The following is a 15,242-nucleotide window of genomic DNA, read 5'->3' as shown; positions in this document are numbered from 1 at the left end:
AGATCAAATAAAGGGTTTACAACCCACGGAGGTGGGTTTCGATTGTGTAGCCGCGACTTCTAGTCGCCAGGGCGAGTACAAATTTAGACTTTTCAAACACCCTCTTAGAAATAATTTATGAGTCCTATATATCCGGTAATTAAATGTACATAACCTCACATCATTATAGGACTCCTATTTGAGTTTTGAACATACACGTAGGGTGGGCATTGCCCACAATCTGTGGGTTTTAATCGGCATTGCCCACACTACTAACCTAAGTTGCTAGTTAGATCAAATTAAGGTGCGTCAGAAACTTAAAATTAGTGATTTTAGCCTAAATTATTCTGTCTGACGCACCCTACACATTACAAAATATCCGCAAAATTAATAACTAGCAACTTGAGTTACTACAATACTTGGATTTATTTAGAAATATTAAATACAAACTATAAAATATCTGAAAATTAAAATTAGCAACTTTGGTTAATTACAGTAATAATCTCCTTATTCCGTTACATTTTTATGTGAAACACTTGATGTAAGGAAAGTTAAGAATAAATACTTACGCTATGCAACTTGTATTAAGTTAGAGTAAAGTTATCAAGGTAAAAAGTCAATTAAAAAAAAACTTAACCTTCCGAACAATGATCGGCGTTGTATGATGAAGTCTAGGCGATCTACCAAAAAGTCTCAATCCAATAATACAGATGAACAAGATAATCAAGACGAATTATTTCCTATTGTCGGCATAGGAGCATCAGCAGGGGGTTTAGAAGCATTTACAGAACTATTGAGCCATTTACCAACGGATACTGGTATGGCGTTTGTCCTAGTTCAACATTTGAGTCCCCATCAAAAAAGCTTATTGACAGATATTCTTTCTAGATCAACGGAGATGGCTGTAACGGAAATACAGGATGGTATGCCTGTAGAACCGAATCATGTTTATGTCATCCCCCCTAATAGTCAAATGACGATCGCTAATGGAGTGCTAAAACTCAGTCCCCTGGAAAAAGTGCGGGGAATGCCAGTCACAGTCGATATTTTTTTAATATCCCTGGCACAAGAGAGAGGAAACAAAGCCATTGGTGTGGTGCTGTCAGGGGGAGATGGAGACGGAACTAGGGGACTAGAAACAATCAAAGGGGCTGGTGGTATTACCTTTGCCCAGTGTGAAGCTTCAGCTAAAGTTAGTAGTATGCCCAACACAGCGATCGCTTCCGGGTATGTAGATTTCATTTTAACACCAAGAGCGATCGCTGAAGAACTAGCGAAAATTAGCCTACATCCATACATCAAGCAATCACCACCAGAAAGGCAGCTTGAAACAATGGCAGGAGATGCCCTTTCGATTATTTTTAGTTTACTCAAAGCCTCTAAGGGAGTTGACTTTAACTTATACAAACACACTACCTTGAAGCGGCGGATCTTGCGGCGGATGATGCTGTACAAACTTGAAAAAATCGAAGATTACGCCCAATATCTCCAAAATCACCCAGAAGAAGTAACCGCACTATATCAGGATGTTTTGATTACCGTCACCAGTTTTTTCCGAGATCCCGAAGCCTTTGAAGCTTTAAAAACCACAGTATTTCCCCTGATTGTCAAAGATCGAAAACCCGATTTACCTATCCGCATCTGGGTAGCGGGATGTGCGACAGGGGAAGAAGCCTATTCCATTGCCATCAGCTTACTGGAATTTTTAAGCAATCAAGTCATTAATATTCCCATTCAAATTTTTGCCACAGATATTAATGAAATTGCCATTGATAAAGCCAGAAGTGGCATCTATAAACCCAGTCAAGTTGCAGATATCTCTCCAGAACGATTACAACGCTTTTTTATTCTCGTTGATGGTAACTACCAAATTATTAAAGCAGTACGAGAACTGTGTGTTTTTGCCCGTCATAACTTGATCTCTGACCCACCATTTTCTCGGCTCGATTTAATTACTTGCCGAAATGTTCTCATTTATTTAGGATCTCCTGTACAGAAAAAACTCCTACCGATTTTTCATTATGCACTTAAATCCACAGGTTATTTGATGTTAGGAAATTCGGAAACAGTGGGCGAGTTTACTGAATTGTTTACCATGGTTGATAGAAAATACAAAATCTATTCCCGGAAAATAGCATCAGTTCGACTGGCTATGGATCTACTTTCTAATAATCACACCCCAGAAATTGTAACTATTCAGCCCCATATCAACGAAAATACTCTTAGTGAATTAGAAATACAGAAAGAAGCTGACAGAATTGTGTTACGTCAATATGCTCCTGTTGGGGTAATTATCAATAACGAACTGGAGATTGTGCAATTTCGGGGACAGACTGCACCCTATTTACAACCGGCACCAGGCAGACCCAGCTTCAATGTATTAAAAATGGTCAAGGAGGAATTAAGACTAGATTTACGAACTATTATTCACCAGGCTAAAAAGCAAGCGATCGCGGTAAGCAAAGAAGGGTTACAAATTAGAGAAGATAATCAAATTAGGTTTGTAAGGGTAGATGTAATTCCTTTTAAACCTGCTGGCACAGAAGAACATTTCTTTTTAGTTTTGTTTCAAGATATACTCCAGTTAGAGAATAATGTAGAGCAAATAAATCCACCTCTATCGAAATCTGATCAAAGTAAAGACAGCAGCAAGGAAGAAGAAATTAGCCGACTCAACCAAGAGTTATCTAGCACGAAAGAATATCTGCAATCAATTATAGAAGAACAGCAAGCTACTAATCAAGACTTGAGAGCAGCTAACGAAGAAATTCTTTCTAGTAACGAAGAATTACAAAGTACGAATGAAGAACTAGAAACGGCAAAAGAAGAGATTCAAGCCAGCAATGAAGAACTCAACACAGTTAACGACGAACTACAACGACGGAATATAGAATCAACTCAAGTTAACAATGATTTACAAAATCTGCTGAGTAACATCAATATTCCAATTCTGATGTTGGCGGGTGATTTACAGATTCGTCGTTTTACTCCAGCAGCCGGCACAGTTTTTAATCTGATTGCCTCAGATTTGGGGCGGCCTTTTAGTGATATCAAACACAAATTAAATATCCCCGATTTAGAAGCACAAATTTTAGAGGTGATTAGCTCCCTAAACTTGAAAACCCAGGAAGTGCAAGACCAGCAGGGACATTGGTATGATCTCCGCATCCGACCATATCGAACCATAGATCATAAAATTGAAGGTGCGGTGGTGGTGTTGATTGATATTGATGCCCTCAAGCGTAGTACCGACCAACTGAGAGCATCCCGCGATTACGCCCAAGCAATTGTAGATACAGTGCGTCAATCTCTGGTGGTGTTAGATGTAGATTTGCGGGTGATTAGTGCCAATGAATTTTTCTATGATACCTTCCAGGTGACACGAGAGCAAACAGAACAGCATTTAATTTATGAAATTGGTAATGGCCAGTGGAATATTTCCCGATTGCGATCGCTCTTAGAGGAGATTTTACCCTTACAAAACCAATTTCAAGATATGGAAATAGAACATCACTTCGAGAATATTGGCTTTAAAGTCATGCGGCTCAAGGCCAGGAGAATGACGCAAATCGACAATAAACCTTTAATTTTGTTGGCAATTGAAGATATTACCCAGCAGAAACAGTTGGAAACCGAACGGATTCAACTTCTTAATCAAGAACAGTCAGCCCGTAGTGCAGCCGAGTCAGCCAACCGCGCCAAAGATGAGTTCTTGTCTATTCTCTCTCACGAACTGCGAAACCCGCTCAATGCCCTCTTGGGCTGGTCGCAATTGCTACGCACCAACCAGTTAGATCCAGCAAAAACGGAACAGGCGCTAGAAGCTATTGAGCGCAGTGCCATAGCGCAAAACGATCTAATTAGCGATTTGTTAGATATCTCGCGGATTAGCTTAGGTAGATTAAGGATGGATGCTCAAACAGTTGATCTGGTTTCAATTATTGAAGCAGCGATCGCTGTTGTGCAGTTATCAGCAGAAGCGAAAAATATTCAGATCACATCTAGATTAGATCCCACACCTCAAAAAATTATCGGCGATCGCAGTCGATTACAGCAAGTTTTCTGGAATATACTTTCCAACGCCATTAAATTCACCCCCAGCGGAGGCAGAATTGATGTCACCCTAAGTTATACTAATTCCCAAGCTCGAATTGAAATTAAAGACACAGGCCAAGGCATTACACCTGAATTTCTACCCTATATTTTCGAGCGATTCCGACAAGCTGATGGTGGTAAAGGGCGATCGAATCCCGGATTGGGATTGGGTCTGTCCATTGTCCGTCATTTAGTAGAACTCCACGGTGGTACAGTTGAAGCAGAAAGTCCCGGTGTAGGACAAGGATCAACTTTTACAGTTATTTTACCTCTGCAAATCCAGCAACAAGATATTTCTATTTTAATGACCAGAAAGCCGGTTATTTCTTCAGAGGAAATGCAGTTATCAACTCGCAATATTGGATCTTTAGAGGGTGTGCGGGTGTTGATTGTAGATGACGAAGCAGATATCCGTCAATTATTTACAATTATCCTGGAAGATCGTGGTGTGCAAGTAACATCAGTCTCCTCAGCCAGTGAAGCAATATCAACCATAATTGACAATCCTGGAAGTTTCGATGTGTTGTTATCTGATATTGGTTTACCCCAAGAAGACGGTTATAGTCTAATTCGACAAGTGAGGGCGCTAGATGAGTCAAAAGGGGGCAAAATTCCCGCCGCCGCCCTGACAGCCTATGCTGGGTATACAGAACACACAGAAGCCTTAGCCGCCGGATTTCAAATGCACATCCCCAAACCCGTAGAACCCAACCAATTAATATCTATAGTTGCTTCTTTAGCTGGACGAGTCGGTAGTGATTAGTCTTGGAAGTAGAGGGTTAATTAAAAATAGCAGAAAATCAAAATTAATCCTGTTCCCCTCCTCCCTTGCCTCTGACAGGTGTAGGTATTTGACAATGAACAAGAGTTATACTAAAAACGGTTGGGACATGGACTTTTACAAAATTACAACAAACCCAGATTTGTAGGGGTTTAGCAGTGCTCATTGGTGTCAACTTAAGATTAAATCGGCGGTTAAAAACCGCATCTACACAGGCAAAACCCACCTCCGTGGGTTTCAGATCCTCGATTTTTTCTGAGTCCGCGCAGGCGGACTTTGTTTGTGTAGCCGCGACTTCCAGTCGCCGGGGCTTAAGTTGACACGTATGAGCAGTGCTAAACCCCTACCCACAGAATCAAATAATTAAGCCGTGCTTAGTATAGCAAAAAGAAGTGAGAAAATCAAGGAAGAGATAGGGGTGCATGGTGGGAAAAAATGCTGAAAAACGAGCAACTCAAACAATGTCTAAGAGTCTATGGACTCCACTCCACGCTAAAATACATCGAACTATCCGCGCTCGTCGCTTGTTTGCACCTAACCAACGGCTATTAGTGGCTGTTTCTGGTGGACAGGATTCTTTATGTTTAATTAAATTATTATTAGATTTGCAACCCAAATGGAAATGGGAGTTAGGAATCGCCCACTGTGATCATCGTTGGCGTGCTGATTCTCAAGCTAATGCCCTTCATGTAGAAAACTTAGCTAAAACTTGGGAAACGTCATTTTTTTTAGCCACGGCTCAAGAAGAGGTAAATAGCGAGGCTAGGGCGAGGAATTGGCGTTATCAGGCTTTGACTAATATTGCCCAAATTAATAATTATCAATATATTGTCACAGGACACACCGCCAGCGATCGCGCTGAAACTCTCCTTTATAATTTAATTCGGGGTACCGGTGCAGATGGTTTACAGGCTTTAACTTGGGAACGTCCATTAACTGACAAAATCATCTTAGTCCGTCCACTGCTAGAAGTGACTCGTTCCCAAACAGAGCAGTTTTGTCAAGAGTTTAATTTACCAATTTGGGAAGATTGCACCAACCAAGATCTACAATACGCTCGCAATCGGATTCGTCGCGAGTTAATACCATATTTACAAAAAAATTTCAACCCCCAAGTTGAAGCGGCTTTAGCCCAAACAGCCGAACTGTTGCAGGGGGAAGTGGAATATTTAGAACAGGCCGCCCAGCAACTACTAGAAGCAGCAATGAGTCCAGAGGTTTTTCCCCTGCGGATAAATCGCCTAGTGTTACAGGAAGCACCATTAGCTTTACAAAGACGGGTGATGCGTCAGATATTACAAAAAATATTACCTGAAGCACCCAGTTTTGAACATATTGAAAAATTAACAGCTTTAATTACAGCCCCGAACCGTTCCCAAACTGATCCTTTTCCTGGTGGAGCGATCGCCCAAATAGAGGATAATTGGATCTACCTAAGATGCTAACAACTCCGGTACAGAGAGCAAATCTTGAATCGTTTGGCGCATTTCGGTGATAGCTTGTTGTTGATGATCACCACTTGCTTGGACTTGAGTTAAGGATTCGGCGATCGCTTGCAGTTTCAATCTTAACCCATCTAAAGCATCTTGAATTGGTCTTAGCGCCTCTTGATAAAGATTAACTTTAGCCCAACATTCTATAGATGAAGTTTTTAAGGCCGTTATATTTTCCTCAATTCTCCCTACTTCTTGACGACTTTCTTCCAGATTATGGGTTTGATTGGTAATCATTCCTTGGGTCTGGTCAATATCAATGCCTAATTGCTCAATATCCCGTTCTAGATTTTGCAATTCCTGGGATTTTTTTTGTCGCAGGGCTTCAATTTCCAACATGACTGGACGAAAATCAATGTTGTTATTTATTTGTTGATTAGCATCTGTGTACCCTAATCTTTGTAGGAGTATGACTTGGTGTTGTCTGAGGATATTCTGTCTTTGGAGTAAACTGCGCCGTTGTCCCACCAAAGTTTCATTGAGCATTTGATAGAGACCTTCTTCTTCAATCAATTCTGCTCGCAAATGATCGAGATTTTGTCCATAGGGAAATTGAATCTTTTTTCGTAGTTCTTCTATAGTTTCTTGCTTATATTTGAGTTCTTGTTCTTGATCTTGTACAAAGGTTGAATCTTGGTTTAATTTTTCCTGCAAATCTTGTACCATTTGTTGCAGGTCTTCCCTGGGCATATTTTGTAAACTTTCCACATCAACTTGATGCCCAAAAACTGCATCCCCAGAATTAGCAGCTAAGGATTGAATGTGTAAATATAAATCTTCTTGCAACCGTAACTGATCTTTAAGGATGCGAACAAAATCTTGCTTGCTTGCCAGTAGGGTAATATTTTTATGTAAATTAGCTACTTGTTGCTCCAGAGAATTTTGGATCTGTTGACATTGGTTTTGGCGATCGCCCAACATAGTTTCTAGACGCTGATATTCCTCCTGCTGTTGATGGGCTAGAGTCCGTTGCAGTTCCATTTGTTGCCAATGGGGGTTAAGAGCAGCTTGTTGTCTTTCGACCAATTCAAAGGCAAAATTCAGATTTTCCCGCACAGTTTCCGTGGTGACAACATTGCTAGATAAGCGATTGAGTAAATCCACCAGTAGACGACCGCGCTCCATGTCCAGAGCCTGACCCTGTTGACAATTCTCTGCCGCGATTTGCTCTAGTCGGCGTTGTTCACCCCGTAAATGTTCCCAAGCTCCTTCTAGTTCCTGACGATTCCGATCAACTTCTATCCGTAACTTTTCCGCCTTTTGCCTAATTTGCTGAACTTCTTGCTTTTCTGTTTCCAGGTTTTGCAAGGACTCTTCCAATTGTTGCACCTGTTCGTAGCGTGCTTCCATGTCCATTTCCCGGCGATTTAACTCCTGGACTTGGATCAGGAGAGCCTTTTTCCATTCATCAATTTCTTCTTCTTTGAGCTTAAATTTTTCCAATTGGCGGGAAAAATTCTGCAAAATATTAACTAATGGTCGTCCTGCGTCTTGAATCCTCTGGACGTGACGGTTTGCACTGAGTTCTACTAGCACCAGTGCGCCATCATTTAATTTGCTTGCTTCCTCAGCAACAATTGTTTCTTCCGAAACAGTGATCCAATTTTGGTCGCTTCTTTGACAAGCTAACAACTTTAGTTCTGTTTTGGCACCACCACTGAGCAAGCCGCCTTTCTGCTTTTGCACTTCTGCTAAATACAGCACACTATTAGTCCTTTTGAAGCAGTTTTATTCCGTGTTTTGAAATATGTCTGAAATGATTTGGTTTGCTTGTGTGTTCAACTTGAGTTTAGCCGCACAAGCCTGATGAAACTATTGATAGGTGTAAATTCTCACAACTTATTCATTTATCTCTACCTATTACGGGCTATTTAAAATCAGGGTTCGAGATTTTTTCCTATATTTTGTACTGATGCACCAAATAATGACTTCCGTGTGATTACTACCTTTGCTAAAGTACATGATCAAAGTTTAACCTTTTTAGGGTAACATCTCTTTTTCTAAACTAATCTTACAGGTAATAGTTTTGCTAGTAAACTACCTCATCACTCCAATTGCAAGATGAGGGGATTAAAGTCCACAATTAGTCAAGTAATCTTAACTAGAGTACCCAGGAGTGCTTTTAACCTCAATGCAGGGAAATTTAACAGAAATTGATATTGGCAGTATCCTAACATTGATTGAATTAGGACAACGCACGGGGCAATTATGGGTAGAATCCCATTATTCTAGCCAGAGCAACAAACTGAATACTGATGAGAGTTTCCAGAACTTTCCGATCTGGGAAAATCGCTCTCAGTCTTGGTTTGTATTTTTTTTGAATGGTAAAATAGTCTATGGACAAGTAGGTAATAATACCTTATCTCGCATTGACGATTATTTGCGTCATTACCGAATCGAGAAGGGATTGGATAAAATGCAGTTGGACTTCCCTGAGTCCAAAAATTCTCCAGAATATGCCTATCTGTGGGAACTGCTAGAGCAAAATATTATTAATCCCAAAATAGCTCGGAATATTATTCAAGGCTTGGTGCATGAGACCCTGTTCGATTTGCTAAATTTACACCAAGGTAGTTTTATTTTCGATTTAGGTACAGCACTTGCACCCCAATTAACCACCTTAGAAATTTCCCCCTTGAATACCAAAATTACCAAACAGGTGCAAGAGTGGAAGCAACTATATCCACATATTGAATCACCGGAACAGTTACCAATTTTGGCTGATATAGCTAGGGTCAACTCCTCCTTACCACCAGCAACAGTTAGTAAATTACAGAAATGGGCTGATGGTAAGACCTCCATTCGTCAATTAGCTCGCCATCTGGACAGGGATATTTTAACCGTTGCCAAGGCCATATATCCTTATGTACAACAGGGGTGGCTACAATTAGTATATTCAACCCATACCAATGACGGAGAAACAAAAAATTGGGCGCAGGTAGACAAAAGGCAGGGAAGGATAGTATGTATTGAGGATGCGATCGCTATCTGTGAAACAATAGAGACAATCTTAAAATCCCAGGGGTATGAAGCGGTTTCCATTACCAATCCCCTAGAAGCATTCAGTCTGATTTTTCAATTCCAGCCAGATCTAATTCTCTGTGATATTACCATGCCAGAACTTGATGGTTACGAAATTTGCGCTATGTTACGACATTCTACAGCCTTTCGATTTGTCCCAATTATTATGCTAACTGGTAAAGATGGATTTATTGATCGAGTCAGAGCCAGGATGGTCGGAGCAACAGATTATTTAACCAAACCATTCACAGCTACGGAACTGCTGATGCTCGTAGAACAGTATATCAACACCAGATCCTTCCGGCATACAACAAACAATACAGAAGACTTGTTGATTTGATTGAAGATAGGGTAAAAAATATTATCACCAAATCAGCTATTCTGGGTAAACAACCATAGATATACAGTAAAATACATTCAATCTATGAAGCAATAGAATTAATTTATACAGTTAATATAGGATAGGAACAAGGAAATATTCCAGTTAGAAACCGCTAAATCAGGAGGTAAACAGGCATCTATGAGTACAGTTTTAATCGTGGAAGATAGTTTGGCACAAAGGGAGATGATTACAGATCTACTCAAAGCCAGTGGATTAACAGTAACCCATGCTGGTGACGGAGTAGAAGCTTTGGAATCCATTCAAAGCACACCCCCCGACTTGGTGGTATTAGATATTGTCATGCCCCGAATGAACGGGTATGAACTTTGTCGGCGTTTAAAATCCGACCCCAAAACCCAAAATGTTCCTGTGGTCATGTGTTCTTCTAAAGGAGAAGAATTTGATCGCTACTGGGGCATGAAACAGGGTGCAGATGCTTACATAGCCAAACCATTTCAACCAACCGAGTTGGTAGGAACAGTCAAACAACTGTTACGAGTCTTAGGAGGATAAAAAACTAAAAATATGGTCAGCAAACCAGACTTCTTGAGTGGCAGCGGCCAAGACCAATTTCGCCCGGAATTACAACTAGAAAGTCCCGAAGGTGAGTTACATCTGCGATTCTTCATTTCCTCACAACAGGAGTTTGCCTTACCAGCCACTGGTATCCGGGAGGTGATAGAACTAAGTCCTGATCGAATTACACCGATTCATAACGCTTCTCCATTACTTTTGGGTACTCTAAACTTACGCGGCCGATTAATTTGGGTAGCTGATTTAGGGCAATTTTTAGGGGAATCAACCCCATTAAACACAGATAGGTCTGATATACCAGTGATTGCTATTGAAGATCAAGATACAATAGTCGGTCTAGGTGTAGAAGAAATATGTGGGATGGATTGGCTTGATGTACAACATCTGATGCCAACCAATAATGTATCAGATGCCATGGCCCCGTTTTTGCGTGGTGAATGGTTATTAAATCAGACAAATCAGTGTTTACGACTACTTGATCAAACAGCAATTTTAAGAAGTGCGCGGTGGGCAGGATGAATTTCGGAGGAATAAAATGGCTATAAGTATAAATGATCATAATCCAACCTATCAACAGGCAATAACAGCCTATGTTGAACAAAAGTATGAAGATGCGGCTGTTTTAGTTGATAAAGTAGTACAACATTCACCAGATGATCCTAGTTCTCGTTTATTGCGGGGTCATGTATATTATGTTTTGCAGGATTATGAAATAGCTCAGGCAGAATACCAAAGAGTGTTGAACTTGACAGAAGATGAAGAAATTCTCAACTTTGCCAATATTGGTCTTGAGAATATTAGTCAGGCAATGCCGACCAGACTCAAAGACTCAGACAGCCAACAGGGTGGTAATGAGGATTTCTATATCAATGAAATGTCTAACGGTCGTCTGGCAACAGAGGATACAGAACTACTGGATATGGGGGTAAATGATTTAAATAGTTTTGATCTAGAAGGGTTAGAAAATCTGGAACACCCAGCTGGAAACGATCCTTTTGGCGCAGCTATAGATGACAATAGCAATTTCGGACACACAGAAGAAACCTCCATTATGTTTGGGGATGATCCCTTTGCCGTAGATTCACAAAATGAAGATAGTGACCAGGCCACAAGACTAGAGTTACCACATTTTTGGCAAGAAGATAATCCCCTAGATGAATTAGAAATTTCTAGTGAGGAAAACACGATAATTAGTCAAAGTAATAATTATTCATCTATGGCGAAAACAATTTTAAAAACGCCAAATAGTGAAGAAAATAATTCCTTTGGCACATTTATGGAATCAGAAATGAGTCTGGAAACTGTAGATTTTGCCGCCAATAACTTCAATGAACAAAATACTAAATTAGATACTAGGGAAGAAGCGACAGAAGTTAGATCAAGTTCAAACTTCAATAGTTCAACGTCCTCTTATTTGAATGGGAATTTATCCTTAAATGAAGAGGAAGAGGTGTCTTCACCGGACAATATAGATCAGAGTCAGTTTGTGGATGATGGTTTTGATCTAGAGGCATTTGAATCGGCCTTTGGGGCAGAAAACTTTGCCTCCTTTGAAGAAACCCAGCATAGTGAGGCAAAATCCCAGCAAAATACCGGATTTTTAGAGGATTTTGACGAATTTGATGATTTAGGTAATATACCAGGCTTTGAATTGACAGAGGAGGTAGATTTTAGGAATCACCAATTGGGATCTGAGCCAGTAGAGGATCATTTCAATTCTAGTACCTTTAGCGATCGCCCTTCAGGAGAAGATTCAGCCGACCTCCGTAAACGAGAGGAAGAACTATTCACCATTACAGGCGCTCAAGAAGTAGTCCCAGTCTTTAGCCAATCAGATACTCCCAGTGTCAATATAGAACCCACCGTCAACGTTGAACAAGGTGCCTTTGCATTCCTAGAAAACGCCTCCCTAGACACAAAACAATGGTATCTAGCCGGTGCTGTAGGTTTAGCCTCAACAGTAATAGCTGCCGTCATTGGTTTTGCCGCCATGGAATTTACCCCACCCCAACAACGGGAATCAGTCAGAAATACAGGACTGGTCATGGCTTTATCCGCAGGAATTGCCGGTGCTGTCACCGCAGGATCTGTGGGTACCCTCACCCTCAGACAAATTCGGCGCACAACCAAAGACCTACAGGCTCAATTTGACGCTGTACGGCAAGGAAGTCTTTCAGTACAAGCTACAGTCTATTCCGAAGATGAACTAGGCTACTTAGCCACCAGCTTTAATGAAATGACCAGGGTGATTTTTACAACCACCAATGAAGCCCAACGGAAAGCCATTGAACAAGAAGAAGCCAAAGAAAACCTGCAACGTCAAGTAATTCGGCTCTTGGACGACGTAGAAGGGGCAGCCAGAGGAGATTTGACAGTACAGGCAGAGGTGACAGCCGACGTACTCGGAGCCGTAGCTGATGCCTTTAACCTGACTATTCAAAACCTGCGGGATATTGTTCAACAGGTAAAAATAGCCGCCAGGGATGTAACCAAAGGAGCTACCAATTCCGAAACCTTTGCTAGATCCTTATCTAGTGATGCTTCACGCCAAGCACAAGAGTTAGCACTAACTTTGAGTTCTGTCCAGGAAATGACCAAATCCATCCAACGGGTAGCAGAAGCCGCACAGGAAGCGGAAACTGTTGCCCGTGATGCCAGCAGAATCGCTATTCAAGGTGGGGAAGCAGTAGAAAATACCGTGGCTGGTATTTTGGAAATTCGAGAAACAGTAGCCGAAACCACCCGCAAAGTTAAACGATTAGCCGAATCATCCCAAGAAATTAACTCCATCGTCGCCTTAGTTTCTCAGATTGCTTCTAGAACCAACCTGTTAGCACTAAACGCCAGTATTGAGGCAGCAAGGGCAGGAGAAGCAGGACGGGGGTTTGCAATTGTAGCCGATGAAGTGCGACAGTTAGCAGATAAATCGGCTAAATCCTTGAAGGAAATTGAACAAATCGTGATGCAAATTCAGAGCGAAACCAGTTCAGTAATGACCGCCATGGAGGAAGGAACACAACAGGTAATTAAAGGGACAAAATTAGCCGAAGAAGCCAAACTAGCACTAGAAAATATTATTCAAGTAGCCAAACACATTGATAGCTTGGTACGCTCAATTACTAATGATACAGTAGAACAGACAGAAACTTCCAGTACGGTGGCTCAGGTAATGCAATCTGTAGAACTGACCGCCCAGGAAAACACCCAAGAGGCACAGCGAGTTTCTGGGGCGCTCCAACATTTAGTAGGAGTATCCCGTGACTTGATCTCATCGGTGGAACGTTTCCGAGTGGAGACGTTGGAATCTAGGTAAAAAAACTTGAAGAGTTAGGAGTGAAGCTTATAGCAGGGAAGGGGAAAGTCTTTTGGTCTAATCATCACCATAGGTTCTCATCCCACTGACAAGCACTATTCATAACTAACTCACAATTAATAACTAATAACTCATAATTTTTGCTATGCAGCCGGAACAACAGCAGCGGATCTTAGGTTACTTTCTTGAAGAAGCCAGAGAATACCTAAATACTATTGAACAGGGTTTGCTGAATCTCCAAGCTACTCTGAACGATACGGAGATGATCAACGAGGTATTCCGCGCGGCTCATTCAATGAAGGGAAGTGCAGCAATGTTGGGTTTAAATAGTATCCAGCATACTGCCCATAGGTTGGAAGATAGTTTTAAAACCCTGAGAGAACATCCAGTTAAGGTAGACCAACAACTAGAATCTTTGTTTTTAGGTGTTACTGATACTTTAAAAGATTTATTAGATCAACTGGGTAGTCCCTTTGGTCTATCTGAAGAATCAGCAAAAACACTAATGTTGGAAAATGAGCCATTCTTCAGACGACTGAATGAACATTTAGAAGAATTACTTGCCCAACAAAAGGAATCTGGGGCAGAAATTCCGGTTGCTAATGTAGATAAAATAACTATCCAGAAACCAGCGCCAACAACCGTTGCCCAGCAGGTAGCGCCGATAGCAGCTAGTCAAAAGCTGAATCGAACTGAGTTTCAAGGACAGGTGTTGCAAGTTTTACGAGAAATGCTGCAACTGTTTAAGCAAAGTAACGTACCATCCTCACGAGAAAAGTTACAGGAATGCTGTGACAAATTAGATCAACTGGGTAAAAAGTGGGGTATATCCAATTGGTGCGTTTTATGTCAAACTGCGTCTAGAGCGATCGCTAATCCTGACAACACGTATCTAATCTTAGCTAAAACAGTTATTACTGAAATCAAGCAAGCTCAAGAATTAATTCTTCAAGGCAAAGAAGCAGAAATTACTATTAGTCAACCATTAAAAGCACTTGAGCCAGTTCAAGAAATTGAATTGTTAGAACTCAAAACAGATTTGGTAGACAAACAGCCACAAACAGCAGTTATTGAACCTATCCATAGTCAATTAGAATTAAAGCCCAAATCACAACTTGTTCAACCACCCCAACCAGTTTCAACTCAATTACCACCAACACCTACTCTTGGCACTCTCATCACTCCTCCAGAAGATAAAATAATCTTCACTGACAATAATATCACTCATAACGGTCCAGAGGTAGGAATTGCCGAGTTAAATACCCTAGCAGACCTCTTTGACGGTGAAACTTCCGAACTAGATGAAACTTGGCAAAAAGAACAAATACTAGACAATAATATCACTAATCAATTGGGATCTGGCGATGAAGAAAACGATGAGAATGATTCAGATTTAGCTGATTTACTCTCATTGGATGATAATATCAATAACGTTCCAGAACCAAGCATTGTAAACATTACAGAAGACCTAAATTCATTATTTGAGTACGATTTCCTAGAAAAAGATAATTTAGAATCTGAAAATCAAATAATATTAGCAAACCCAACCCAAAATACAAAATTAATTCTAGAAGAGTTAGAAAATTGGGATGCAGATGATCTATTTGGTAGTTCATCAGAAAATATCCCCTTGCAAACAACAAG

The 15,242-nt window shown here is 40.8% G+C and carries 8 protein-coding genes; 7 read left to right on the top strand and 1 reads right to left on the bottom strand.

Annotation, left to right across the window (positions count from 1 at the left end):
• Nucleotides 1-643: 643 nt before the first annotated feature.
• Both VB711_RS08725 and tilS read left to right on the top strand, forming a co-directional pair.
• On the top strand, nucleotides 644-4,837 hold the full coding sequence (locus tag VB711_RS08725) for a chemotaxis protein CheB (protein ID WP_323285501.1): 4,194 nt from the start codon (nucleotides 644-646) through the stop codon (nucleotides 4,835-4,837).
• Nucleotides 4,838-5,316: 479 nt separating this feature from the next.
• On the top strand, nucleotides 5,317-6,300 hold the full coding sequence (gene tilS / locus VB711_RS08720; RefSeq protein ID WP_323285481.1) for a tRNA lysidine(34) synthetase TilS: 984 nt from the start codon (nucleotides 5,317-5,319) through the stop codon (nucleotides 6,298-6,300).
• Here the strand turns inward: tilS and hmpF are convergent.
• Nucleotides 6,289-8,052: a pilus motility taxis protein HmpF gene (hmpF, locus tag VB711_RS08715; RefSeq protein WP_323285480.1), complete on the bottom strand. Its 1,764-nt coding sequence runs from the start codon at nucleotides 8,050-8,052 to the stop codon at nucleotides 6,289-6,291. The two genes, tilS and hmpF, sit on opposite strands and share 12 nt — an antisense overlap.
• A gap of 427 nt (nucleotides 8,053-8,479) precedes the next feature.
• Here hmpF and VB711_RS08710 point away from each other — a divergent pair, with 427 nt between their 5' ends.
• The 5 genes from VB711_RS08710 to VB711_RS08690 form a co-directional block, all read left to right on the top strand.
• The gene (locus VB711_RS08710; protein ID WP_323285479.1) at nucleotides 8,480-9,709 is read left to right on the top strand and encodes a response regulator; all 1,230 of its coding nucleotides are present in this window, start codon (nucleotides 8,480-8,482) and stop codon (nucleotides 9,707-9,709) included.
• 180 nt (nucleotides 9,710-9,889) lie between these two features.
• Complete coding sequence (locus VB711_RS08705; RefSeq protein WP_323285478.1) at nucleotides 9,890-10,264, top strand: response regulator transcription factor; 375 nt, start codon at nucleotides 9,890-9,892, stop codon at nucleotides 10,262-10,264.
• Between the two features lie 12 nt (nucleotides 10,265-10,276).
• Nucleotides 10,277-10,804 carry a chemotaxis protein CheW gene (locus VB711_RS08700; protein WP_323285477.1) on the top strand — a complete coding sequence of 176 codons (528 nt, stop codon included), beginning with the start codon at nucleotides 10,277-10,279 and terminating at the stop codon, nucleotides 10,802-10,804.
• 16 nt (nucleotides 10,805-10,820) lie between these two features.
• Nucleotides 10,821-13,598, top strand: a complete 2,778-nt coding sequence (locus VB711_RS08695; RefSeq protein ID WP_323285475.1) for a methyl-accepting chemotaxis protein — start codon at nucleotides 10,821-10,823, stop codon at nucleotides 13,596-13,598.
• 145 nt (nucleotides 13,599-13,743) lie between these two features.
• Nucleotides 13,744-15,242, top strand: a 1,499-nt coding sequence (locus VB711_RS08690) for an Hpt domain-containing protein (protein ID WP_323285474.1), incomplete at its 3' end; no start/stop codon positions are given.

It is taken from the genome of Cronbergia sp. UHCC 0137, assembly GCF_034932285.1.
Taxonomy (GTDB): domain Bacteria; phylum Cyanobacteriota; class Cyanobacteriia; order Cyanobacteriales; family Nostocaceae; genus Cronbergia.
This window is presented reverse-complemented; position numbering and strand designations above follow the sequence as displayed.

Bases quoted from the DNA above. Each gene is read 5' to 3' on its own strand.
- VB711_RS08725 (WP_323285501.1), top strand. From the start codon at position 644: ATGAAGTCTAGGCGATCTACCAAAAAGTCTCAATCCAATAATACAGAT.
- VB711_RS08705 (WP_323285478.1), top strand. From the start codon at position 9,890: ATGAGTACAGTTTTAATCGTGGAAGATAGTTTGGCACAAAGGGAGATG.
- VB711_RS08695 (WP_323285475.1), top strand. From the start codon at position 10,821: ATGGCTATAAGTATAAATGATCATAATCCAACCTATCAACAGGCAATA.
- VB711_RS08710 (WP_323285479.1), top strand. From the start codon at position 8,480: ATGCAGGGAAATTTAACAGAAATTGATATTGGCAGTATCCTAACATTG.
- VB711_RS08700 (WP_323285477.1), top strand. From the start codon at position 10,277: ATGGTCAGCAAACCAGACTTCTTGAGTGGCAGCGGCCAAGACCAATTT.
- tilS (WP_323285481.1), top strand. From the start codon at position 5,317: ATGTCTAAGAGTCTATGGACTCCACTCCACGCTAAAATACATCGAACT.